The 25509-nt window shown below is 35.8% G+C and carries 21 protein-coding genes and 1 tRNA gene; 10 read left to right on the top strand and 12 right to left on the bottom strand.

The annotated features are described in order from the left end of the window. Nucleotides 1-10 precede the first annotated feature (10 nt). From BLT95_RS10285 to BLT95_RS10270, 4 genes are read right to left on the bottom strand one after another with little or no spacing between them, the layout of a single operon-like run. On the bottom strand, nt 11-1768 hold the full coding sequence (locus BLT95_RS10285) for an exo-beta-N-acetylmuramidase NamZ domain-containing protein (RefSeq protein WP_089666001.1): 1758 nt from the start codon (nt 1766-1768) through the stop codon (nt 11-13). A gap of 9 nt (nt 1769-1777) precedes the next feature. Then, a complete protein-coding gene (locus BLT95_RS10280; RefSeq protein ID WP_089666000.1) occupies nt 1778-2713 on the bottom strand; it encodes an N-acetylmuramoyl-L-alanine amidase in 936 nt (311 codons plus the stop codon). A gap of 10 nt (nt 2714-2723) precedes the next feature. After that, a complete protein-coding gene (gene nagB, locus BLT95_RS10275) occupies nt 2724-4643 on the bottom strand; it encodes a glucosamine-6-phosphate deaminase (protein ID WP_089665999.1) in 1920 nt (639 codons plus the stop codon). 27 nt (nt 4644-4670) lie between these two features. Next, nucleotides 4671-5942: an ROK family transcriptional regulator gene (locus tag BLT95_RS10270; RefSeq protein WP_089665998.1), complete on the bottom strand. Its 1272-nt coding sequence runs from the start codon at nt 5940-5942 to the stop codon at nt 4671-4673. 210 nt (nt 5943-6152) lie between these two features. On the opposite strand from BLT95_RS10270, the gene BLT95_RS10265 reads away from it, so the two are divergent. The 4 genes from BLT95_RS10265 (at nt 6153) to dusB (ending at nt 13873) form a co-directional block, all read left to right on the top strand. After that, nucleotides 6153-7292 (top strand): DUF5009 domain-containing protein, encoded by a 1140-nt coding sequence (locus tag BLT95_RS10265; RefSeq protein ID WP_089665997.1) that lies wholly within the window; start codon nt 6153-6155, stop codon nt 7290-7292. Nucleotides 7293-7302: 10 nt separating this feature from the next. Next, the gene (locus BLT95_RS10260; protein WP_089665996.1) at nt 7303-10254 is read left to right on the top strand and encodes a glycoside hydrolase family 3 N-terminal domain-containing protein; all 2952 of its coding nucleotides are present in this window, start codon (nt 7303-7305) and stop codon (nt 10252-10254) included. Nucleotides 10255-10382: 128 nt separating this feature from the next. Beyond that, nucleotides 10383-12812, top strand: a complete 2430-nt coding sequence (locus BLT95_RS10255) for a TonB-dependent receptor (RefSeq protein ID WP_089665995.1) — start codon at nt 10383-10385, stop codon at nt 12810-12812. Nucleotides 12813-12880: 68 nt separating this feature from the next. Beyond that, nucleotides 12881-13873, top strand: coding sequence for a tRNA dihydrouridine synthase DusB (gene dusB, locus BLT95_RS10250; RefSeq protein WP_089665994.1), 993 nt, complete (start codon nt 12881-12883; stop codon nt 13871-13873). Here dusB and BLT95_RS10245 read toward each other — a convergent pair. Beyond that, nucleotides 13870-15072 carry an FtsX-like permease family protein gene (locus BLT95_RS10245; protein ID WP_089665993.1) on the bottom strand — a complete coding sequence of 401 codons (1203 nt, stop codon included), beginning with the start codon at nt 15070-15072 and terminating at the stop codon, nt 13870-13872. The genes dusB and BLT95_RS10245 overlap by 4 nt on opposite strands. A gap of 1 nt (nt 15073) precedes the next feature. Continuing rightward, nucleotides 15074-15469, bottom strand: a complete 396-nt coding sequence (gene rbfA / locus BLT95_RS10240) for a 30S ribosome-binding factor RbfA (RefSeq protein ID WP_089665992.1) — start codon at nt 15467-15469, stop codon at nt 15074-15076. Between the two features lie 100 nt (nt 15470-15569). Here rbfA and mce point away from each other — a divergent pair, with 100 nt between their 5' ends. From mce to BLT95_RS10225, 3 genes are all read left to right on the top strand, one after another. After that, nucleotides 15570-16001, top strand: a complete 432-nt coding sequence (gene mce / locus BLT95_RS10235; RefSeq protein WP_089665991.1) for a methylmalonyl-CoA epimerase — start codon at nt 15570-15572, stop codon at nt 15999-16001. Nucleotides 16002-16089: 88 nt separating this feature from the next. Continuing rightward, nucleotides 16090-16163: transfer RNA gene (locus BLT95_RS10230), tRNA-Ile, on the top strand. A gap of 703 nt (nt 16164-16866) precedes the next feature. Beyond that, entirely contained in the window at nt 16867-17328 is a 462-nt protein-coding gene (locus BLT95_RS10225) for a hypothetical protein (protein ID WP_089665990.1), read from the top strand. A 404-nt stretch (nt 17329-17732) separates the two neighbouring features. Here BLT95_RS10225 and BLT95_RS10220 read toward each other — a convergent pair whose 3' ends face one another. The 5 genes from BLT95_RS10220 to BLT95_RS10195 form a co-directional block, all read right to left on the bottom strand. After that, nucleotides 17733-18569: a hypothetical protein gene (locus tag BLT95_RS10220; protein WP_089665989.1), complete on the bottom strand. Its 837-nt coding sequence runs from the start codon at nt 18567-18569 to the stop codon at nt 17733-17735. 307 nt (nt 18570-18876) lie between these two features. Continuing rightward, nucleotides 18877-19167, bottom strand: a complete 291-nt coding sequence (locus BLT95_RS10210; RefSeq protein WP_089665987.1) for a helix-turn-helix domain-containing protein — start codon at nt 19165-19167, stop codon at nt 18877-18879. Between the two features lie 81 nt (nt 19168-19248). After that, nucleotides 19249-19911, bottom strand: a complete 663-nt coding sequence (locus BLT95_RS10205) for a hypothetical protein (protein WP_157718045.1) — start codon at nt 19909-19911, stop codon at nt 19249-19251. 168 nt (nt 19912-20079) lie between these two features. Continuing rightward, nucleotides 20080-21339: a site-specific integrase gene (locus BLT95_RS10200; protein WP_157718044.1), complete on the bottom strand. Its 1260-nt coding sequence runs from the start codon at nt 21337-21339 to the stop codon at nt 20080-20082. 493 nt (nt 21340-21832) lie between these two features. Then, on the bottom strand, nt 21833-22324 hold the full coding sequence (locus tag BLT95_RS10195; protein WP_089665984.1) for a hypothetical protein: 492 nt from the start codon (nt 22322-22324) through the stop codon (nt 21833-21835). Between the two features lie 593 nt (nt 22325-22917). Here BLT95_RS10195 and BLT95_RS10190 point away from each other — a divergent pair. After that, a complete protein-coding gene (locus tag BLT95_RS10190) occupies nt 22918-23184 on the top strand; it encodes a hypothetical protein (RefSeq protein WP_089665983.1) in 267 nt (88 codons plus the stop codon). Here BLT95_RS10190 and BLT95_RS10185 read toward each other — a convergent pair. Then, nucleotides 23181-23768 (bottom strand): riboflavin synthase, encoded by a 588-nt coding sequence (locus BLT95_RS10185; protein ID WP_089665982.1) that lies wholly within the window; start codon nt 23766-23768, stop codon nt 23181-23183. The genes BLT95_RS10190 and BLT95_RS10185 overlap by 4 nt on opposite strands. Before the next feature lie 61 nt (nt 23769-23829). Between BLT95_RS10185 and pdxA the strand changes: the two genes are divergently transcribed. Continuing rightward, the gene (pdxA, locus tag BLT95_RS10180; RefSeq protein ID WP_089665981.1) at nt 23830-24876 is read left to right on the top strand and encodes a 4-hydroxythreonine-4-phosphate dehydrogenase PdxA; all 1047 of its coding nucleotides are present in this window, start codon (nt 23830-23832) and stop codon (nt 24874-24876) included. Between the two features lie 95 nt (nt 24877-24971). Then, nucleotides 24972-25505, top strand: a complete 534-nt coding sequence (locus tag BLT95_RS10175) for a DUF177 domain-containing protein (RefSeq protein WP_089665980.1) — start codon at nt 24972-24974, stop codon at nt 25503-25505. Nucleotides 25506-25509: the final 4 nt, after the last annotated feature.

Below are 25509 nucleotides of genomic sequence, written 5' to 3'. Positions count from 1 at the left end.
GACTTTTTAATTAGTAGCGCAGGTAGGTTTTTCTTTTTGCCTCAAAATGCTCTAAAGATTTATTCCATTTTTCTATAATTTCTTTGGGTGTTTTACCCTGTTCCAGCATTTCCCTCACTGTAGAAGTTTTAAGAAGATGATCAATCCTTGTCTTGTTCCATTCAAATTCTTTGGGGTATTGACTTTTAAGGGTGTAGAGAATATAAATTCCCAATTCCATAGGTTTCAATTGGTCACGGTTGGTAATCACTATCTTCACTCCCGGAATCTTCTGGCTCATAAATTTTGGAGGGTAGATCTTAATGCCGTCTACAGTGTTTTCTGGCTGAAATGTGATCGGTTGAAAATTTACTCCGGGTAGATCAAAAGAATTGAGATCTTCTGAAAGCTTATCAGAATTTATCCAGGGAGCCCCGATGTATTCAAATGGATGTAATGTTCCCCGCCCTTCAGAAAAATTTGTTCCTTCCAGAAGACAGGTTGCGGGATACAGCAAGGCCGTGGTGAGGTTAAGCATATTGGGAGATGGTTTCACCCAGGGCAATCCGGTTTCATCATAAAAAAGTGTTCTGGAGTAATTTTGCAAGGGTACTACTATGAGTTGAGCTTTAGATTTTCCGGCTTTCCTCCGCTCCTCATTAAACATCTCAGCAAGTTCGCCAATGGTCATATCATGAATTACAGGAAGTGATTCAATATTCTCAACATATCCTAAAGAATCACCTATTGGTCCTGCCGGATTCAGCCCGGAGATAGGATTTGGACGATCCAGTACTATGAAATCCACCTTGTTTTCAGCGGCGGCTTGCATAGAGAAGAGCATAGTCCTTATATAGGTATAATACCTGGCTCCAATATCCTGAATATCGAATATTAAAACATCAGTATTTTTCAACATCTCTGGAGTAGGTTTCTGGATCTTTCCGTAAAGAGAAACCACCTGAAGCCCGGTTTTTTTATCCCTGGAGTTTGCAACATGACTGTCTTCTTCTCCGCGAATTCCATGTTCCGGACCAAAAAGAATAGATAGTTCAGTATCGGGATGCTGGTGTAAGAGATCTACCAGGTGTTCTCCATTTGGTAGCACGCCGGTATGATTAGTAATAAGACCTATGCGCTTATTTTCTAAATGCTTAAAAAATTGAGGTTCCAGCAATCGTTCAGCTCCAACAACAACCCGTGGATCATTCCTAAGACCAGGCAGTTCCTGGTAAAGATCCTGGCCGGGGCAACTTGTTTCAGCCTGATCTTTATGTCCTGTAATTGTGGAAAGGGGGATGTTATATTCAGAAGAAACATAAGAAACCAGCTTTTTTAGACTTTCCCTTTGCGCAGGTAATAGTTCTTCTTTATTGAAGTCTCCTTCTACTACAATAAGAACGTGGCCGTTTAGATCATAATCTGTATTGGAATCCCCCTGAAAATTGATATTCCTGCCTTCTGCAATTTCACCCGAGGTTGTGATATAAAAATGATAAGGAACATCTGCCCAGGCTTTTTTAATGCTTCCATCCGCCATTTTTGAATCTTTCTGAGAAAAATTCTGAAGCCCCTTCAGTTTTTTCTCAATACTCAATTCTGGTTTTTGTGGCATTCCGGTATGGTGAATGGTAATGAATCTGGGCGTATGCGCCGTCATTTTCATCACTGGATCGTTTGCTTCCCAGGCTTCCCGACTTATAATTTCCGAAGAAATTTGCTGTGTTTGTGCTAAGGATTTAAAAAGGAAAAGATTAACAAGACAGAAGAGAAGAACGGAGCGGAACATATATATTTTTTAGAGATATTTCTGGTATAGGTTATAAAGTACCTTCAGGTCTTCTTTTCTTAATACCGGATTTTCATAATCCTCCTGAATAAAGTGAAGTTTGAAAGCTTTAATTGCTGAAGCAAGGTTGGAGATGTCGTATCCAATAACTTTAAGAGCGACTTCATAATTAAAGTCGGCAGGGATTACATCAGGAAAAATATACTTGTTTAAGAAGGGAAGGCTTTGGCAATCGGGTTGTAATTCAAAACCGGTAGGGAAAGGCCCAAAAAAGTCTGATGACAATTTAAGGTTCTCAAGTTTTTCTTCGTCATACCAAAGCCCGTATCCTTCTTTTGCAAGTATTTTCCATGGAAAATTAGCGTTGGGATCGACTTTTCTGCCCGGAGCAATATCTGAATGTCCAATGAAATTTTTTGCGGGAATATTGAATTTATCTTTCAGCTTCTTTAATACATCCAACAAACTATTAATTTGCTCTTGGCTAAAATCTTCATAACCATTATTGTCTAATTCAATACCTATGGAAGAAGAGTTAAGATCGGTATTATTACCCCACATTCCCACACCTCCATGCCAGCCGCGGAAATAATCATTGAGCATATGATAAATATCCCCATTCCTGGAAATCACATAGTGTGCGCTTACCTGCGTTCTTTGCAGGGTGAATGTTTTCAATGTTTGTTCAACTGAATCCTGTGCAGTATGATGAATAACCACATAATTTGGTTTTCTCAGGTTGAAATTTGTAGTTCCAACAGCATATTCTCCGTACTGAAGTGTATCTGATTCCCGATCTTTTTCAGGGGTGAATTCAGATAATTCTTTTCCATACTCCTTCGCACGTTTCTTATAAAACTTGTTTGATTTTGAATAAGGATTTGAAGCACAGGAACAAATAAATGCTGCAGTAATAACATAACCTAATAAACCGGACCGCTTCATAGTTATAATTTTAAAACTCCCAGCGAACAAAGGCTTCCATGGCCTCGTAATTTGCCAGTCCTAATTTGTGGTAATTAACTGCGGTTTCACGATTTCTTTCTTCGGCTCTAATCCAGAATTCCCTTTCATCATCGCCGGGAAAAACCGGCCTGTCTTTTTGAGATTGATGCTGGAAAATGGCATGTCGCTTTCTTATTACTTCCTGTGGTGATAATGGAACGGCCATTTCAATCTCATGTACCTGAAACTCCTGCCATGCACCTCTATATAACCACAACCAACAGTCTTTTATCCAGTCTTCCGTTTCTTTGAGTCGTTTTAGTGCTTCAATAATAATTCTGAAACAAACAATATGGGTACCGTGAGGATCGGCAAAATCACCTGCAGCAAATACCTGATGAGGTTTGATCTTTTTGAGCAGCTCCATTGTAAGTTTTATATCTACCTCGGTAACCGGGTTTTTCTTTCTTTTACCGGTTTCATAGAATGGCAATTCCATAAAATGGATCTGGTCATCCTTAAGGCCGGCATAGCGTGCTCCCGCGATCGCTTCTGTTTTTCTAATAAAGCCTTTAACTTCCTGGATCTCTTCGAGATCTATGTCATTAGGTTGTTTTGTTTTGAGAAAGCTTCTCATCTTCTCATAAATAGAAGTGAACTGAGATACGTCTTCGCCAATGCTTTTTTTGAAATCTATGGCAAATTCCATATACCGTAACACGTCGGTATCCCAAACCGCTGTATTTCCTGAAGTTTGGTAGGCTACATGTACATCGTGTCCCTGATCTACCAGTCGAATAAATGTACCCCCCATGGAAATCACATCATCATCAGGGTGCGGACTAAAAATAAGCGAATTTTTATGAGATGGCTCTTTTCTTTCCGGTCTTTGGGAATCATCGGCATTCGGCTTTCCTCCCGGCCAGCCGGTAATACTATGCTGAAGTTGATTAAATACATTAATGTTAATGTCGTAAGCAGGCCCCTGTTCAGTGGCCAGTTGTGCCATTCCGTTAGAATTATAATCTTCTTCAGTTAATTTTAAAATGGGTTTATTTACCGTTCTGGATAACCAGATAACTGCTTTTTTTACAAGCTGAGGTGTCCAGTTACAATCTTTAACGAGCCATGGTGTATCAAACCTTGTAAGCTCTGATGCTGCATCTTTATCCAGTATAAATTCTACATTATCAGATAATTGTAAAAATGTAGCGGGAACGCTGGAGGAGATATCTCCTTCTACCGCCTTTCTAATAATAGGAGCTTTTTTCTTACTCCAGGCCATCAGGATAATTTCCTTTGCCTTAAAAATGGTCCCTATTCCCATGGTAATTGCCTTGGTAGGAACATTTTCTTTACCACCAAAATCCCTGGAAGCATCCCTTCGGGTAAGATCATCAAGAGTAACCAGCCTTGTTCCTGAATTTGGCGCGGAACCTGGTTCGTTAAAACCTATATGTCCTGTTCTACCAATTCCTAGTACTTGAAGATCCAGCCCTCCAACTTCTGTGATCTTTTTTTCATAGTTAAGACAGTAATCGGCAATATTTTCCTTTTTCAATGTCCCATCCGGAACATGAATATGCTCTCTTTTTATATCAATATGGTTAAAGAGCTGCTCATCCATAAAGCGGACATAGCTTTGTTTCGCTTCCGGCTGCATGGGGTAATATTCATCCAGATTAAAGGTGATCACATTTTGAAAACTTAAGCCTTCTTCTTTGTGCATTCTCGCCAGTTCTGTATATACCTCAACGGGAGTTGCCCCGGTTGCCAGGCCAAGAACCGCATTTTCGCCGTTTTTTTGTTTTGCAATAATGATATCAGCAATTCTGCGTGCCACCTTTTTAGATGCAATGTGTTCATCTGGAAATACACTTACCGCTAATTTTTCAAATCGGGTTTCTTCTAATAGGTTTAGTCTTGGCATAATTCTGTACTATGTTAATCTTTTGGTCTAATTCAGATTCGATTTAAGTATGTCTACCTGTTCTTTGAATATATTATCCATTACAGCGATCGTACCACCAAACAAACTGGAGTTAGAACCTAGGGTTGACAGTTCTATACTTGTTTTTTCCTTAAGCTGCATCATACAGTAAGTGTTGGTGGATTGCTGAATAGGAGTGGTAATAAATTGTTTTGCCTGTGCGATCTCTCCTTCAAGAATAATTAATTCAGGATTGAAGATCTGGATGAGTACGGCAATTCCTTTACCCAGGTTTATTCCTATTTCAGATAAAATGTTAATGGCGAACTGGTCTCCTTTGTTGGCTGCAGAAATAATCACACTAGGATCCATTTTTTCAAAATCTTCAGCATTAAGATTGTTAAGAATAGAAGTCTCTCCTTTTTTAAGACCTTCCTTTGCTTTGCGAACAAGCGCAAGGCCTGAAGCTTCAGTTTCCAGACAACCTCTTTTTCCACAGTGACACAATAAGCCATCTTCGGTCATTGGTATATGGCCAAATTCTCCGGCAAATCCAGAATGGCCGGTATGCATCTTCCCGCCCATTATAATTCCCAGGCCTATACCCCAGTCCATAGAAATTACCAGTACATTTTCTTTTTCTTTTGCTATCCCGAATCTGTATTCGGCAAGACAGGCACTTTTAGTGTCATTTAATATTACTACCGGTCTTTTAAATTTTTTCTCGAATTTCTCTTTCAGAGATTCCGGTTCCTGCTCGGTGAGATAATAAGTAAAGTTCTTTCCTTCCGTAGAAGATACCAGTCCTGGCATGCCTATCCCGATTCCCAGAAGTTTCTCTGTATCTATTCCTGATCGTTCTATCACATTCTCAGCGGTTTCGTGCAGCAGATCCACAATGTTGGAATTTGGAGAAATTTCAGTCGCAATGGTTTCTTCGGTAATTATTGAATGATTATTGTCTGTAACCGCGATTTTGATCTTGAATCGCTTAATGTGTATGCTTAATACGAAAAAGGATAATTCCTTCAATCCGTATAAATCGGGCTTTCTGCCACCTTCAGATTTTCCCTGACCTGATTTTACTACAATACCGCGATCCATTAACTGATTTACGAGCGCCATGGAAGTGGGAAGGCTGATGCTAAATTTTTCGCATATTTCAGCATTAGATGTACTGCCGTTTAAAAACAGGTGCTTGATGATTTTGATCTTCTGAAGAAACTTTTTCCTTTCGATATTACTAATGTCAGCTACCAGCTCTTTAGTGATAAGGAAATCCTGTAAACTTTTAGTCATATAGAGATTTGAAATTTATTATTCAGCTCAAAATACTTTAATTATTTAAATCTCCTTAAGCTGAATTTAAAATTATAAAAAAAAATCATTTTTTAAAACAATTAAATAAAAATTTTATGAAAGATTATTTAATTAATAAAAATTTATACTTTTATATATTATTGATATAGATATATAAATAAAGTAGCGGCTTTCAAGTTTCTTATACGTATGGAAAAGACAGTGAAATCTACCTCCAGACAACGATATTTTGCCCTGGATGTTCTTAGGGGAATGACTATTGCTCTCATGATCCTGGTGAATACCCCAGGCAGCTGGTCTACCATATACGCACCATTTAAACATGCTTACTGGCATGGATTCACGTTAACAGATCTCGTTTTCCCTACATTTCTATTTGTAATAGGGAACGCGGCAAGTTTCAGCTTGGGTAAATATGAACAACAATCAGAAGCAGTTTTTTTAAGAAAAATCTTCAAACGCAGCATACTTATATTTTTAATTGGGTTATTCCTGAGCGCTTTTCCATTTGTATACCGAGAAGCCGGTGAGCTGGTTCTTAAAGATCTTAGCAAAATTAGAATTATGGGAGTATTGCAGCGAATTGCGCTTTGCTATTTCTTCGGTTCTCTTATTTTGCACTACTTCAGGCTAAGATTCGCTTTGATATTCAGTGCTTTCCTGTTACTGGCCTATTGGTTTATTTTATGGTATTTTGGTTCTCACCCAGATCCTTATAGTATTGAGAATAACGCTGCATTAAAGTTCGATCTACTAATTTTTCCAAAAGAAAACCTATGGAAAGGTTTTGGTATTCCCTTTGATCCGGAGGGTTTTTTAAGCACGATCCCGGCCATTGTAAATGTAATTGCAGGTTATGCAGCCGGAAAATTTATTCAGGTTTTCGGTAACAATAAAAATACGGTCGTCAAACTAATAACAGCAGGATTGGTATTCCTGGGAATTGGTCTGGTATGGTCTCTCTATTTTCCTATTAATAAAGGAATCTGGACAAGTTCCTTTGTATTATATAGCACAGGTTGGGACCTTCTCATTCTTGCAGTGTTAATTTTGATCATAGAAATATTAGGTTTTAAAAGATGGACTGCTTTTTTCGAATCTTTCGGGAAAAACCCGTTATTCGTTTTTATAATGTCAGGAGTGGTGGTAATGCTAATGGCGATAATATACATAGACGGTCAACCCCTTAAAAGCTGGCTTTATACTAATTTTTACCTGAGCTGGATAAGCGATTACAATGCATCTCTTGCTTTTGCCGTTACCTATATACTATTAATGTGGTTAATAGGATATCTGCTGAAGAGAAAAAATATTTATATAAAAGTTTGAAATTATACCTATGCGATTAAATAAGACATTTCTTTTGGTCATCACCGGAATATTTTTCGGATTGAACCTTACGGCACAGAATTCCGGTCCTGAAAAACCCGAATTTCTTCAGTATACCAATAGTAAGTGGGTAGATTCTGTAATGACAGAACTTTCTGTAGATGAAAGAATTGCGCAATTATTGATGATACCGGCATTTTCCAATAAAGATGCAGATCATAAGCAGGAAATCTTAAGACATATAAAGGAGTATAAGATTGGCGGACTCATTTTTATGCAGGGAAATCCTAAAGCTCAACTGGAACTAATGAACGATTATCAACTCGCCTCGGAGGTCCCTTTATTAGGAGCAATAGATGGGGAATGGGGACTTGGGATGAGACTGGATAATACAATAAGTTACCCTTACCAAATGGCTCTTGGGGCAATTCAGGGAGAGGAATTAATCTATGATATGGGGGTGGAAATAGCACGGCAAATTAAGCGTACCGGCCTTCATGTGAATTTTGGGCCGGTGGTAGATGTGAATAATAACCCGCAGAACCCGGTGATCAATTACCGTTCATTTGGAGAAGATAAACTGAATGTTTCTAAGAAGGGAATCGCCTATATGAAAGGAATGCAAAGTCAGAATTTGCTGGCTACGGCAAAACATTTTCCCGGGCATGGAGATACCGATACCGATTCGCACTATGCTTTACCCCAGATCAATCATCCTTTTGAAAGACTTGATGATTTAGAGATGTATCCATTTAAAGAATTGATAAATGCCGGAATAGGCGGGGTTATGGTGGCGCATTTAGATATTCCTGCACTGGATTCAACTGGAACTCCTTCTACATTATCGAAGCCAATCATTACCGGAATTCTAAAAGAACGTCTTGGTTTTGAAGGTTTGATCGTAACCGACGCTATGAATATGAAAGGAGTAGCAGAAGGTAATGAGCCTGGAGAAGTAGACAAAAAAGCGATACTTGCCGGAAATGACCTGCTTGAATTTTCAGAAGATATCCCGAAAGCGATTGCTGAAATTAGAAACGCCATTCGTAGCGGACTCATTTCACAAGCTGAAATTGATAGTCGCTGTAGAAAAATACTGGCCGTAAAGCAATGGGTAGGTTTAAATAATTACAAACCACTTTCAGTAAAAAATATAGAGAAAGAGATCAATAGTGGTGGTGCTGAATGGTTAAACCGAAGGTTGGTTGAAGCTTCCCTAACCTTGCTGAAGAACGAAACATCTCTGGTGCCGTTACAAAGACTGGATACATTGAAAATTGCGTCAATTTCTATTGGTGCTAAGAAAACAACCAATTTTCAGAAATCGCTGAACCTGTATATGAAAGTCAAAAATTTTCAGCTGGACCGTAAAGCGAATGCTTCAGAAGTAAATGATCTTAAAGAGGATTTAAAAGATTATAACCTGGTTATTGTTGGGCTACATGATTTTAGTATACGTCCCAGAAATGAAATAGACCTTTCTGAGGAGGTGAAAACATTAATTTCAGAACTTTCACAAGAAAGGAATAGCATTTTTAGTCTCTTTAAGAATCCTTATGTCATCGATAAACTTGAAAATATTGAAAAATCTGATGTTTTAATTGAAGCCTATCAGGATTCTGAACTTACTCAGGAACTTTCAGCGCAATTAATATTTGGAGGAGTGGGAGCTTGGGGGAAACTTCCTGTCACTGTAGGTGAGAAATTTAAAGCAGGGGATGGTCTGGATCTTAAAGCAGGCAATCGTTTTAAATACAGTACACCCGAAGATGCAGGGATGAATTCAGAAGAATTAAGAACAGGAATAGATTCACTTATGAATGAAGCGATGGCGGCAAAAGCTATTCCAGGAGGAGTGGTACTGGTAGCCAAAGATCAAAAAGTAGTTTTTCACAAAGCCTATGGCCTTCATAAATACAGCGATACTATAAAGGTAAAAAGATCTGATATCTATGATCTGGCTTCGGTTAGTAAGATATCTACCGCTCTGCCGGCAATAATGAAATTATATGATGAAGGTAAGTTTGATCTTGAAGCTGGTATAGAGGAATATCTGCCGTATTTTAAAAATTCAAATAAAGAAGGAATCGCATTTAGGCAAATCTTTGCTCACCAGGCACGTTTTAAGCCGTGGATCCCCTACTGGAAAAATACATTAAGGGATAATGGAAGTTTTAAATGGAACACTTTCAAAAAAGATTCCTCGGCCAGGTATCCGGTAAAAGTTAGTGAAGAGCTGTGGTTGCATAAAAATTATAAACATAAAATATTTAAAGCGATTAAAAAGTCTCCTTTGGAGGACAAAGCAGAATATAAATATTCAGGACTTGTTTTCTACTTATTGCCTACAGTGGTAGAACGTATCACCAAAGAAGATTTTGAAACCTATATCAACCAGAACTTCTATGAAAAATTAGGAGCTACAACCGTTAATTATAATCCTTCTGAAAAATTTCCTATGAATAGAATTGTACCTACCGAAAGCGATTTCAATTTTAGACATGAAGAAATCCATGGAAATGTACATGATGAAGGAGCTATTATGATGGGTGGTATTTCAGCCAATGCGGGGCTTTTCGCTAATGCGAATGATCTGGCAAAATTGATGCAAATGTATTTGAATATGGGTGAATATGGTGGTGTAAGATATATAGAGGAAGCTACTGTGCAGGAATTTACAAAAACTCAATTTCCTGAAAATGATAATCACAGGGCTATCGCTTTTGATAAACCATACCTTGATTACAGGGGTGAAGACAGTAATACTGCAAAAGATGTTAGCTCAGATAGTTTTGGTCATACGGGATTCACGGGTATCATGGTATGGATGGACCCAAAGGAAGATCTATTGTATATTTTTCTGTCTAACAGGGTGCTTCCAACCCGGGAAAACACCCGTCTTTATAAGTTAAATACAAGAACTAAAATCCAGCAGATACTTTACGGTTCCCTTGAAAAGTAGACTTATTTAAATCGCATTAATTTTTAAAATATTTATAGATTTCTCGAGAGACTTATTAAAAATATGTTGAAGTGTTTAATAAATTTTATATTTGTCGATATTTTATTTAAGATTACGTCAACCTACTTATGTCAAAAGTTAAGTTCGCTCCCCTTTTTATTCTACTAATTCCATATGTTTTCTTTTCTCAGAATTCACTTTCCGGAAATATTCAAAATCAGGATAAAACACCTGTGGCCTTTGCTAATGTGATCCTTTTAAATGCAGCAGACTCTACAAGTGTATATAAAGGAACAATCTCTGAAGATGATGGAAGTTTTTTAATCGAGAACGTTAAGGATAGCACCTATATATTAAAGGTTTCTTTTGTAGGATACACAGAACTTCTTCAGGAAGTCAGCGTAAAAGGTCCTACAAAACTTAAACCGATTACTTTAGAAGAGTCTTCAGATAATCTGGATGAGGTGGTAGTGAATGCCCGTAGGCCTAAGATCAGCAGAAAAGTTGACCGATTGGTTTTTGACGTTGAAAACTCCAGTTTGTCTACCGGCAATACATTTGATATTTTAAAGCGTACTCCCGGTGTTATTGTAAGTCAGGGAAATTTACTGGTAAAGAACAGGCCTGCGACGGTTTATATTAATGACAGGAAAGTTTATTTAAGCTCACAGGAACTTCAACAGTTGCTTGAAGGATTTTCTGCAGGAAATGTAAAAACGGTGGAAGTGATCACAAATCCTCCTGCAAAATACGATGCTGAAGGCGGAGTTATTCTAAATATCACAACCTCAAAAAATATTTCTATAGGCTATAAAGGAAGTATTAATGCCTCCAATACTATTGCTGTTGTTCCTAAATACAATATTGGAACCAATCAGTATTACAAGAATGACTGGCTTAATTTTTACGCCAGTTATAATTACAATCAAAGGGATCTCTACAAAAACGATGAGAGTTACATAGAATTTTATGCACCTAATTCTGAAGTAGAATCGCGCTGGATCACAGATTTTAAAAAGAATACTTATATGTATTCTCACAGCCTTAATACGATTCTCGATTTTACGCTTGGCGAGGCAAGCACATTAAGTTTAAGTGCCAATATTCAAATAACGCCAGATTCAGATAGTGATATTAATGGTTTAACGAATATCTATGACAATACGAATGCTCTGGATTCTTTGTTTACTACAGACACTCGCTTACACAGCAACACAGACAATATACTTCTGGCCGGTACGTATAATACCAGTCTGGGTGAAAATGGAAGCCTATCTGCGATTGGAAATTATATAAACTATGATAACAGCCAGTTTCAGCATATCATGACAAATTACTTTGAAGAAAATGGAAGTTTTATAAGAGATAATTCTTTTACTACAGAAGCAAAGCAAAATAGTGAGATCTATACAGGGCAGATTGATATTTCTACTCCATTAGGTTCTACAGATTTTGAAACCGGTGTAAAATATTCAGGCTTGAATACAGAAAGTGGACAGGACTATTATAATACAAATGATGGTTTACGTAGCTTTGATCCTGCGTTATCTGATGGCCTTGTATATGATGAAAATATTTATGCGGCCTATGTGAGTCTCTCTAAAGACTGGGAAAAATGGGCAATGCAGCTTGGGCTTCGTGGTGAGTATACAGATGTGCAGGGAGATTCCAGAACTTTTGGAACCGTGAATACCCAGGAGTATTTTGAACTTTTCCCCACCTTTTATGTTTCATATTCACCTGAAGAGGACCATTCATTTGGACTTGATTATAGCCGCCGAATTTCAAGACCAAGATTTCAAAGCCTGAATTCTTATCGTTATTTCATAAATGAAAATAATTTTCAGGAAGGTAATCCTAATTTAATGCCTTCAATTTCAAATAAGATCACCTTTAATTATAATTATAAGAATACATGGTTCTTTGATCTATATTGGGACAGAGCAGAGAATTCCATAGCACTATTACCTTTTCAGGATAATGAAAACAGAAATTTGAGAAGCGTGAACCTGAATATGAATTACGAACAGCAATTTAGTTTTGATGTAACGTATTACTCATATTTAAATGACTGGTGGGTGCTTTCTACCTATGCTTCCTTTTTCTATATGGAAAATGAATTCCCGGCTCTTGAAAGTGGCGGACAGCTTGTGAAAAATGATGTTTTAAGCACTTATATTCAGGCGTATAATTATTTCATCCTGGGCAAAGACGGTAGTTTTTCAGCAGAAGTTATAGGGACTTATTTACCAACCTTTATTGCAGGATCTTATGTATTTGATGAACCACAATATGGATTAACTTTGGGGCTTAAAAAGACCTTTTTTGATTCCAGGCTTACCGCAACCGTGAATCTTGAAGATGCTTTTAATTCTATGAATATTCCGTTAAAATCTCAATACCTCAATCAGAATAACGGGTTTTTTGCCAAACCGGAATCCAGGATGCTTAGACTTGGGCTCATCTACAAATTTGGTAATTTTAAACTGAATGATAACAGCAGGGCGATTAATGCTGAAGAGAGTGAGCGTTTAAAAGAACAATCGGTGCTGGATTAGTACTTTATCTCAGTATTTTTAATCAATTCATTTTATTTAGTAATTTTGCCAACTGAAATACAGTAGTTTTGGCAAAAATTGGAAATATAGATGTAGGAGACTTTCCGTTGCTTCTGGCACCGATGGAAGATGTGAGTGACCCGCCATTTCGTGCGCTTTGTAAGGAGCAGGGAGCAGATGTGGTGTATACTGAATTTATCTCTTCTGAAGGGCTTATTCGGGATGCAGCTAAGAGCACCATGAAACTTGATATTTACGAAAAAGAACGCCCGGTTGGTATACAGATCTTTGGAGCTAACCTGGAATCCATGCTTCAGTCTGTTGAAATTGTTGAAAAATCAGGTCCTGATATTATTGATATTAACTTTGGATGTCCAGTAAAAAAGGTGGTTTCAAAAGGTGCCGGTGCGGGTATTCTAAAAGATGTGGATCTAATGGTTTCTTTGACAGAAGCTATGGTAAAACATACTAAATTGCCAGTAACGGTAAAGACAAGATTAGGCTGGGATCACGATTCTATCAAGATCATAGAGGTTGCTGAAAGACTTCAGGATGTAGGCTGCCAGGCAATTTCTATTCACGGCAGAACCAGGGCACAGATGTATAAAGGGGAAGCCGACTGGGCTCCAATTGCTGAGGTAAAAAATAATCCCAGGATGCATATTCCGGTTTTCGGAAACGGAGATGTAGATTCACCTGAAAGAGCGGTGGAGATGCGTGATAAATTTGGATTGGATGGTGCGATGATAGGTCGTGCAAGTATTGGTTATCCCTGGTTCTTTAGAGAGGTTAAGCATTACTTTAAAACCGGCGAACATATGGCTCCGCCAACGCTTGAAGAAAGAGTAGATGCGGCCAGGAGACATCTTCAAATGTCGATCGACTGGAAAGGAGAACGCCTAGGTGTTTTTGAAACCAGACGCCATTATACAAATTATTTCAAAGGTATTCCTCACTTTAAGGAATACCGAATGAAAATGGTGACCAGTGATCATTCTATAGATGTTTTTAAAGCATTTGATGAAGTGGAGAGAGAATTTGCAGGATATGAATTTGCTTAGCTGAGTGCTTTCTTACTTCTTCCTGCTGCAATATACGAGGCAATGAGTCCAAGTGTGAAAATGGTAATTAGAACAATAAAGATATTTTCAACCTCCATTGCTACAGGATAAGGTAAATTAGGGGTGATCATGACAAGGTCATAATTCATCTGAAGTATAATTAGAATTACTGCAACAGCTAGCCCAATAATTCCGCCTAAACCTGTCATTAGCATCCCCTGTAAAAAGAAAATATTCTTGATTTGATTTGGAGTAGCACCCAGGCTATGAAGCGTTTTGATGTTTTCTCGTTTGTCCAGGATCATTACAATAATAGATCCTACCACATTAAATAATGCAATGGTAAGTACAAGTGTAAATATGAGATAAACGAACAGGTTTTCAGAATTTAGCATTTTGTTTAATGCGTCATTTAATTCTGCACGTGTTTTAATGCTTGCATTACCATCAAATACTTTTTTGATTTCTTCAGTCACCTGATCTGTAGAAATTTCAGGATGTAGTTTGAACTCAATCGCAGAATATTCGTTTTCATCAAGATTCAGAAGATCTTTCGCGAAATTAAGGTGGGTAAACACATATTTATCATCCAGTTCCTCATTTACGCTGTAAATTCCGCTCACAATTGTTTGCCGGGCACTAAAAGCATCCTGAAGATTGGTCATAGTAATGGCAGCTTTCCCGGGTTTGGGCACCATGATCTTAAGGAGGTTTTGATAATTGAATGTTCCAACATCCAGCAACCTTGAGAGTCCGTTTCCAATCACCACCTGTGGTTCACTGTTAGTAAGCCAGGTTCCAAATACAATGGCACTATCAATTTGATTCACCCTTCTGTATTCTTCATCCACACCTTTAATATAGGCTGGCTGCTCTTTAGATTTATAGGTAAGAATAACCCTTTCTTCAATGATCTTGCTGAAACTTTCAACACCTTCAATTTGCTGAAGCCGAATGATTTGTTCTTCAGAAATCCTGATCACCTTACCTTCTTTCGGAAAAGCTTTAAGGTCTGGATCAAATTCATTGGAAAAGGAAAGACTGAAATCTCTTAGTCCTGAAAATCCGCTAAGCACTACAAATAAAGAAAATGCACCTGCAAATACTCCAATCGCCGCGATAATGGTAATAATATTAATGGCATTGCTTTTACTTTTTGTAAAAAGATACCTTTTGGCGATATATAGAGGAAATTTCAATTTAAGATTTTTTCCGCTTATCTAATAGATCTGGGTTGGCCACAGGATCTTCTTTTCCCTTAATAGATTTTTCAATACCATCTATATATTCAAGCGAATCATCTATATAAAAACTGAGATCGGGCATTTTCCTTAACTGATGCCTCGTGCGCTGAGCCATCTCATGTTTGATCTGCGATTTATTTTCGTTTATTTCTTCAATTACTTCCTGCTGGTGCTTAGAAGGAAAAATGCTTACATATGCCTTGGCGATCGAAAGATCTGTAGTTACCCGAACCTTGGAAACAGAAACCAAAATTCCTGTCCTGCCGCTTTCTCTTAGAGAATTCTGTAAGATATCTGCCAGGTCCTTCTGCAACAATCCACCTATCTTTTTTTGTCTGTTCGTTTCTTCCATACTACAAAAGTAAAATTTTTAACTGTGATTTATCTTCATATGAATGAATTTGAATCATATAACATTAATTATTGATATTTGTTTCATCAAAAATTGAATTATGAAGAGAATAGAACATATAGGAATAGCCGTCAAAGATCTGGATGCAGCCAATAAAACTTATGAAGCCGTGTTGGGTGCAGAGCATTATAAAACTGAAGTGGTAGAAAGTGAGGGTGTCTCTACTTCTTTTTTTGAAATTGGTGAAAGTAAAATTGAATTGCTGGCAGCTACCGATCCTGAAAGCCCTGTTGCGAAATTTATAGAAAAAAGGGGTGAGGGAATTCATCATATTGCTTTTTATGTGGACGATATTCATGCTGAAATTAAAAGGCTCAAAGGTGAAGGGTTCAGACTATTAAATGAAAATCCAAAGCCGGGAGCAGATAATAAGCTGGTTGCTTTTATGCATCCGAAAGATGCCAATGGAGTGTTGGTAGAGTTGTGTCAGGAAAGACCCTCCCCAGCACTCCCCGATGTAGAAGGAGCATAGAAGACTTCCATTATATATTTATTTAAAAATGTTTTGTTCGCTACAAAGCAATTATCTAAATTTGCGCTCGCGATACAAATACGTATCCGGTCCCATAGCTCAGTTGGTTAGAGCACCTGACTCATAATCAGGTGGTCCTTGGTTCGAGCCCAAGTGGGACCACTTTTACAACTTGATAGACCCTATAAACACTACAGTTTATAGGGTTTTTTTATTTTAGGGGACGAATGAGGGGACGAATCATCCGGTTAAAATTACTGGAAAACCCTACCTATATAATTTAGGGAAACTAAATAATTTTATTAATTACTGTTACACACTTAGTTTATGATTCAAGATTATTCCTATATCTTTCGAGCAATAATACTGGGCCTCTCGGTTGTGTTAGCGGTTTATATAGTGTATAAATTTGTAGCCTAAATGTTTTAATTTTAAGGTTAGCAAAAGGATGATATTATTCCCCTCGGAATGTCATCCTTTTATTATGCAAAAATTGAAATTAATAGGATAGTTAATACTGATACTGAAAGAAGCACAATACTAATTACAAATTCCTCTTTTTCTTGCCTCATTGGTAGGGTTTAACTTAAATATAGAAAATAATTATCAATCTCATTTTAATCATCGTACGATTTTGTGTAATCGGTTTGCGGTTATCACCAGTTGCGGGAGTAGGGATGCGGACTTGTCGGATTAACCATCTTTTTCTTGGTTTCTAAAAATACACTTTTTCTACAATTCCCGTAATTTGAGATGAACCGCTGTTGTACAAGGTGCATTTATCCAGACTTTACTATTATTTGATAAAAAGTTGTAATATTGTCTGATAGATAACGTTTTAGCTTTAACTCTTAAAATCTTACTTATGTTCAAAATCAAATTTTTTAAGCCTGCTTTAATTATTTTATTTGCGACTTTTCTTGCATTTAATGTTAGTTGTAGTTCCGAGGATGATAGTTCAACTCAATCTGTGGAGTTAACTGTTAATGGAACGGTTCTTTTTGATGATGGGGATGATTTTATCGGTGATGTTGATGGTGATTTCACTGGTAATGGAGGAAGTGCTGAAAAAACTTTTTTATGGCAAAATTCGTTAAATACAGCGGATTATAATGCTGATATCACTTCTTCTAGTAATGGGGTATTTGAAATGGAAGTTAAGGATGCAGAAGGAAATGTTGTTCTAAATAAAACTTTACAAGGCGATGTAGAACCAGATTCATTTTCTGGTGTAACTCAGAATGGAACTTCCGGACTTTGGTCAGTTACTATTACTCTTTCTAATTTTAATGGGGATGGAAGTTTTTCCTTAAGCGAAGGAGATTAGTCAGTTAATTGTAGAGTTTTAAATAACTCAATTGTCAATTTTTCAGTCACCTAGATCAATCTTTGCATTTTGCACAACTGGATATAATATAATAGTTTGTATCGCTAAATTGAATTATGAGATATACTTTCGAGGTAAGTATCTTTCGGGTATTATCTCAATTGTATCAAAGTCTAATTCAGGTGTAACTAAATATTGCATTTTTTTCTTCTATTTACTGCAATTGTAATAATTGAGAATAAATAGATGATATATTGTTCTCATCTTTAGATTTTATAGAATAATATTTTTTTCAATTTTAGGAATTTCTTATTGGTAGTGTAATATAAACCCTTTGCGAGCTTAATATTATAATTATATTCTGCTATGTTTATATCGCAATCGGGTAATTTAGTATACATAAATTAAATCGTTTTATTTTTTTCGTCTAATCGTTTGTAAAGTGGTAATGTTTGTCTGTTCAGGTCAATCATTTTAATATTTAGAAAAGGTCTCTCTATGTGATCTTTAACCTCAAATTCTTTCAGTACTGCATTTAAACGTTTGAAGTTATCCACGAACTCCGTTGTTGTATAAAAGTCGGTATAAAGCTCTGAAATACGCTTAGAACAGTTCCAAACCTGACATTTGAACTTTGCATTATTCTTCGTAACATATTTTGTTACATAGGAAGCGATTGATCTAATATTGCTAGAGTTTAATTGCTTTACATCAAAAGCTGATGATGGCTTATAGTCTTTTTGCCTGGGTTTAATTCCGTTTTTTAATTGCAGGTCTATCCAATAATTCCACCACTTTTCAATCTTCCAATATTTATTAGTGATCATGTGAAAATGAACGTTCCCTTTAAAAGCGTCATTTTTAGTTTGCCTTTCAGCTACCCAGACATATTGAAAATCTTCATTTCGCTTTTTAGCATTATCTAGAAACTTTCTAAGAATATTTACTGCTTCCTCGTCAGTAACTTTATTTAAAAAAGTGAGAGTAACGAAGCTTAATCTTTTATAACATCTGGCGAAGCAGGTGATCTTCTTTCTGATCTTTTGTTTCGATCTTTTAGAGAGAGACCGAAGTTTAATTTCTTTCTTCTTGTCTCCCTCTTTTTTGATCTTCTTAGGTCTTTTATCTGGATCAGGTTTTTTGCGTTGAAGTGCTGAACCTGAAAATTCCTCTTTAGGTACTACCCCGAATTGTCTTGTTGAAAATGCAACACTAATTCCGTAAGTATTCTTTACTATCATAATCTGAATCGTTGCACATTAATAAATACCATATAAAGGTTTTTAACCAAGGGTAGATATTAAGGGCGTTGTATTAAAGGTTAAAAAAAAAGACGCTACGCTTGAATGAATGGAGGGATGAAGCTATCTCTATAAAAGCGACGCATAAAAGCTTTAGTTCTGCGATTATAGACGTTCATATACTGCCAATTAGGATAATCCTTATTCATGAACATTTTAAACCCATTGAGTTTATGTACATAAGTCCATTTCTTAGGTGTAGTGCCATCCTCAAAGTGAACTATAACCGAATAATCATTTTTCTTTTTTAACATGATAGCCCCCTTCCTGTATTGATTTGGTTAAGTGCTTGCTTAACTTCATCAAGTTTATAGAGAACTCTATTACCTATACGGTGAGCTTTTACAGTTCCGTTTTTTGTCCAATCGTGGAGAGTAGGCATAGAAATACAAAGCAATTGTGCTGTATCCTTACGTGATAATAGTTTAAGAGAATCCTGTTCTCTAGGAATAAAGGATTTTAGTTTTCTTTCTAGAACTTCTTCAACGACTTTTTGAATGTCGGATAGTTCAAATGTGTGTAGCATTAGTTTTGCCATTATTTTACTTTATTTTGTTTAACAATGGCGCAAATATGTGGAGAGACCTACCGTGTGGTAGTTAGTGTGGTTACCACTAAGTTATTTAGATATCTTTTCTAAATCAGATTTTATAGTGTTAGAAATTTCATCAAAACCCTGTGATTCAAATAGGTTGAGTGTCTTTTTTAAGGTTTTAGGAGTTCGAACATCATTTTTTCTATTTGCTGAAAGATAGGAGAGATATCTTCTAGTATTTTCTTCGCTATGTCCTATAATTTCAGAAATGATCTTCGCTGTTTTTTTATTATCGAATTTGCTTAAATCTAATCCTAAGTAATGTAGAGCCAGAAGTTTTTCTTTATGATCTAAAGATGACTTTTTAAGATTTTTCTGCGGTGTATTTTTTAATTCATTTAGCCATTTGTAATACTCAACGAATTCTGAAGCCTGCTTTATAATATCCTGCTTTATTTCAAAAGCTTGTATTGGTTCGTAATAATTTTTTTCAATATTAAATTCTCCTGTAATAAGAATAGAATTAAATGCTTCTGCAAAAAACCTCCTTTGTACCTGGGGAATATCTAATTCAAAAATTTCAGTTCCTTTTGTATCGGGATGATACTTTGTATAATATTTATTTTGAACTTTTACTATTGGAAGATTATTAATGAAATTGTTTATTTCTCGTAATTCATTTTCGATTATGAATTGTTTTTCTGTAGAGTGTTCAGTTTTAGAGTTGAAAGATTTTTTTAACTCCAAATGAGTGGTGAATTTCATGTATTAGAGAAAATTGGAAATTATAGCAATAACTAAAATAATTAAGGAAGCTATACAAAGAACGATAGCTGTCTTTAAAAGTCTTCTATTATCCTTATTACTGAACATTAGTTTAAATTAGATTAAAAAAAAACCTAAAAATAAAACTTTTCAATTAAAAAACGGATGGTTCAATAATTTGTCAGCATTTTGCTCTTGAGTAACACGAATATATTGCAAAAATGATCTTTCAGATTTATGTCCTGTAATTTTCATTATTGAGATAGTTGGAACGTCAGCAAGATACAAGTTAGTGGCAAAGCTTCTTCTAGCCGTATGAGTAGAAACGAGATCAAATTTTGAATTAGTTTCTTTTTCCATTTTTCCAGCTCTTGTAATAGTTGTTTCAACTTTCTCTTTCAATCCAGATAAAGAAGCGACCTCTTTTAAATATCTATTCATCACTTGATTAGAATATGCTTTTGGTAGTTTGTTATCATATTTGGATAATATATTTCTAACCGTTTTATGAAGTGGAATGGAAACTCTTTCACCAGTTTTTTGAGTTCTTATTTGAATCATGTTTTTATCGGTGATAATATTCTCAGGTTTTATCTGGATGAAGTCTGAAAACCTTAATCCAGTAAAGCATCCAACTAAAAACAAATCCCTTACTTTCTCTAAACGGGGACTAGCAGAGAGATTTAGTTTTTCAAACTTTTTTAATTCATCTACCGACAGATAAATAGAATCTGATTCTTCTCTTATAGTTTTAAATTTTCTCTTTTTAAAATCTAGGTTTGTATTATGACCTCGATCTGTAGCTTCATTTAGGAATGATTTTATTGTTTTTATATGCTTACCAACTGTATTAGCAGATAGATTATTTTCTACAGAAAGATATGCGATGTACTGATTGTAAAATTCAAGGTTTATTGAATCGAAGTCTAAATCTTTTTTCAATTTCTCTGAATATGACTTTAGGTATTTTTGAGTAGTCTTGTATACTTTAACCGTTCCCTCTTTTTTGTGGAGTTTACTTTCTTCTATATACTTTTCAACGAAATCTAAAAATGTGATCTTTCTAGGCTGTAGAATATTACCAGATAATTCAGCTTCAAAAACCTCTTTTAGTAATTTATTATTTGGTTGAATGCCATCATTTAGTAATCTACGGAATGCAGAATTTATAGCAGTGTCGAATTTTGCCAGTCTGGTATTAAATTCAGGATGCTGAGGAAATTGTTTTGTTTCCTTTACTCTCTGTTTATCTTCATTCCAGAATTTAGGAAGTATTTTTTCTCCAGTAGAATATTTAAATCTTTTGTACTGATACCTGAACAGCATATAGATTAAAGTCTCTTCTTTAGACTTTGGTTCTTTAAGTATAAACTTTGCATTTGCCATGCCGTAAATATATTCTAAAAACACTCAGGGGACGACAGAGGGGACGAATAAATTTAATTTCATCTTATTGTCGGCTATTTTATGTTATTTTAAAAGTGAGTGAATATATGGGTTAAAGCCTTATAAATTGGTAAGATAGAGTAAAATTCAGTAAAAATTAGGAGTGTCCAAGTGGGACCACTTTTATAACTTGAGAGACCCTATAGACATTACAGTTTATAGGGTTTTTTTATTTCAGGGGATGAGTAGTTAAATTTGAAGTCACTTTCTAGATAAATTGATATTCAATAAATTGTTTAGTTGCAAATACTTTATAATCAAACATAAACGCAGAAAGACTGCTAATGTTACTAGAGTTTAATTGCTTTACATCAAGCTTATCAGGAGCTGGAGCATTATTTTTAAATCAGTTTCATGATCAATGAAAAAAGGGTCAGACTTTAAATAGTCCAACCCCTATTATTTAAACTTTACACACTTTGCGGGATAGTCGTTTTTTATTTGACTTATCAAAGCTTTATTGATTAGCAGTATTTGTGCTATCCAGTTTCGTCATGATAGATTCATGTTCTTTTTCCATCATGCGATGTTCTTCTTCCATAGCTTGATGCTCTTCCATCAACTGATTATGTGTGGAAATCATTTCATCAATTTGTGCTCTTTTTTCTGTATCAGATTTTTCCTCAAAGCTTGCTTCCATTTCTTTATGCCTTTCAATAATTTCATCGTGACTTTTAATGATAGCATCATGCTGTTCTAATAGAGTGCTGTGCTTTGCTATATCATCGAATACCGTAGAATCTTGTATCTCCATAGATTCCAGGTTCTGATTAAAATCCTGAAACTTTTGTAACATCTCATCGTGGGTGTTCTTAAATTTAGAATGTACCTGGGAAATACTATCCCGTTGTTGTTCCAGCTTATCGAACTCTTCAGTAAGATCATTATTTTGATTTTGGCATCCTGCTATTAAAAACAGAATCGCAAACAAATTGATTAGTTTTTGCATATCGTTATCTTAGATTTGTTTAAAATTACTAAAATGCTATTAGATTAAGTATTAAAGGATTTGTAAAATATTTAATCCATTTATATAACAGGAAAAGTGAATTCCTTATTTAATTTTACTTAGTTAAATGGAACAACGTAAGGTTTTCTCCAAAAGCTGTATATGATATTCCTATTTTGATTAGAAGTTAAAACTAGCAGGAATTCACTGCGCTTTTTAGTATAAGAAATTTTTAAGATCAAAAAATCGTATTTTTGCATAATCCAAAAGAGGGACAAGAAAAATTATTTTAATTCAATATTTTAAAATTTAATTTTGAAGTATTGAATTGAACTTACTATTATTTACATTTGATAAGTAACTGTTTATTAGAACTGTAATTTGAAAATGATTTAAAAACTATTTCGATAACCCCAATTTTTTTAAAACTTTAGATAGTTTTTTTACGTAATTATTATATAGATAAGATTTTGGTTGCTTATTTAGAAATTATGAAAATTAAGCGCATAACGGAAAATTCTTACCTTAGTCGTAGAATTGTTGATAGAAAATTGAATGTGAAAGCGTTCACCGAAAATACTAACTGAACATCGATGGGGCAAATTAGATGCATATTGCTGGTTTTGACTCTTTTAATAGGGGTTTCTATTGCATCTTATGCTCAAAAAGAAGGTCCGCCAGCGCCTACAGAAAAACGTCACAAAGGACCTCCATGTGACCCCGGTAACGGCAACGGAAATGGTGGAGGACCCTCCGTTCCTCCGGGCTTATGTTTGCCTATAGATGATTACGTGTATGTTTTAATGGCCGTTGGAGTAATGTACGGTTGTTATAAATTGCGCAATTTTGAACCGGCTTAAGAAAATTCGCTGATTCTTTTTACGTATTTCCCAATTACATCAAATTCAAGATTCACTCTATCTCCCACAACGAGATTTTTGAAAGTCGTATGGTTATAAGTATAAGGTATAATTGCTACGCTAAACTCGTTCTTTTTTGAGTTCACCACCGTCAAACTTACGCCGTTAACTGTAATAGATCCTTTTTCTATAGTGATATTACCAATTTCAGGATCATATTCAAACGTGAATTCCCAGCTTCCGTCTTTCTCTTTAATTTCTTTACAGGTTGCGGTTTGATCTACATGTCCCTGTACAATATGTCCATCTAACCGGTCTCCCAATCTCATTCCTCTTTCAAGATTTACAGGGTCACTTGCCCTGAGATTCCCAAGATTGGTCTTTTCAAGCGTTTCCTGTACTGCAGTTACTTTATAATCATCATCATTAATTGAAACAACCGTTAGGCAAATACCATTATGAGAAATGCTTTGATCTATTTTTAGTTCAGCGGTCATTTTTGCATTGATGAAAATATCAAGGTTGCTGCCAGATTTTTTGATGCTGCTAACTTTTCCTACTTCTTCTACGATCCCTGTGAACATTGTTTTCTATAATAATGGTTACATTTGTGTGTAAAATTAAAATATTATATCGGGAAAGTTTATGAAACAAAGCGAAATGATCAAATTGGGAATTAGCATTGGGGATTTGAATGGGATTGGAAGTGAAATTGTGCTTAAGACCTTTGATGATTCCAGGATGCTGGATTTTTGCACCCCGATTATCTTTGCATCTTCAAAAATCCTCAATTTTTTAAAGAAACACTATAAGCTCTCTATTCATTTTCAGGGAATAGACCATCCATCTAATGCAATTGCCGGAAAGGTAAATGTTGTAAATGTTTGGAAAGAAAATGTCAATATAAATTTTGGAGAAGAAGATACCAAAATAGGGGATTACGCATTCAGATCTCTGGAGGCAGCGACAAATGCCTTAAAGAAAGATGAGATCGATGTCCTGGTGACAGCACCAATCAATAAGGCAACAATACAATCTGAAAAATTCAATTTTCCCGGGCATACAGATTATCTAGCTAACGAATTAGGAGGAGAAAGTCTCATGTTCATGATTACAGATAATCTCAAAATTGGATTATTAACAGATCATGTGGCTTTAAAAGATATTGCTGCTGTGATTACCCCTGAATTAATTGAGAAGAAAATTAAAACCATTCAGCAAACTTTGAAGCAGGATTTTAGAGTGCAGAAGCCAAGAATTGCTGTTTTAGGGATCAATCCGCATAGCGGGGATAATGGAGTGATAGGAAAGGAAGACGAAGAGACCTTGAAGCCAACTATTCAAAAGATCAGGGATAAAGGAGATCTTGTTTTTGGCCCATATTCAGCAGATAGCTTTTTTGGTTCCAAGAACTATAAGAATTTTGATGCGGTGGTTGCATCTTACCACGACCAGGGGCTTATTCCATTTAAAACATTATCGTTTGGAATGGGGGTGAATTTTACAGCCGGACTAAGAAAAGTAAGAACTTCACCAGATCATGGAACTGCTTTTGAAATCGCCGGCAAGAACGAAGCAAATATCAATTCATTTAAAGAAGCGGTTTTTAAAGGAATTGAGATCTTTAAAGCCCGCGAAGAATATAAGGTTTTGACTGAAAATCCTTTAAAGAAACAGGGCAGGAAGATATAAACAAAAATTTGTTTATAAACAGTACATAATTGATTAATTTTTATATCTTTGCACCCGCCTTAACGGAAACGTTGGGCACTCAAAACTGAGGAGAGATGAGGAATTTAGCGGAGTTTACAATCCCTTTCAAGGGATTAAAACTTGGGAAACACCAGTTTGAGTATGAGTTAGATAACAGGTTCTTTGAACATTTTGAGTACGAGGAATTCAATAGCACCGATGTAAAGATCGATTTGTTGTTCGAGAAGAAAAGTACCATGATGGAGCTTACTTTTAGAGCAACCGGTACAGTAAATGTGAACTGCGATCTTACTAATGAACCTTATGATCAGGCAATAGACAATGAGCTGTTTCTGGTGATAAAGTTTGGAGATGAATTCAACAATGAAGATGAAGATCTGCTTATATTACCACATGGTGAATATGAAGTGAATATTCAGCAATACGTGTATGAACTGGTTGTACTTTCAGTACCGCCAAAAAGAATTCATCCGGGAGTTGAAGACGGGACTTTAAAATCTGACGTACTTGATAGGCTAGAAGAGCTTAGTTTGAAAAATCAGAAAAAGAAAAATGAGGACGATATAGATCCTCGCTGGGACAAATTAAAAAATTTACTAAACGAATAATTAA

The organism is Gramella sp. MAR_2010_147, from assembly GCF_900105135.1.
Classification (GTDB): Bacteria; Bacteroidota; Bacteroidia; order Flavobacteriales; family Flavobacteriaceae; genus Christiangramia.
The sequence above is the reverse complement of the archived record's forward strand: the minus strand, read 5'-3'. Positions and strand labels throughout refer to the sequence as shown.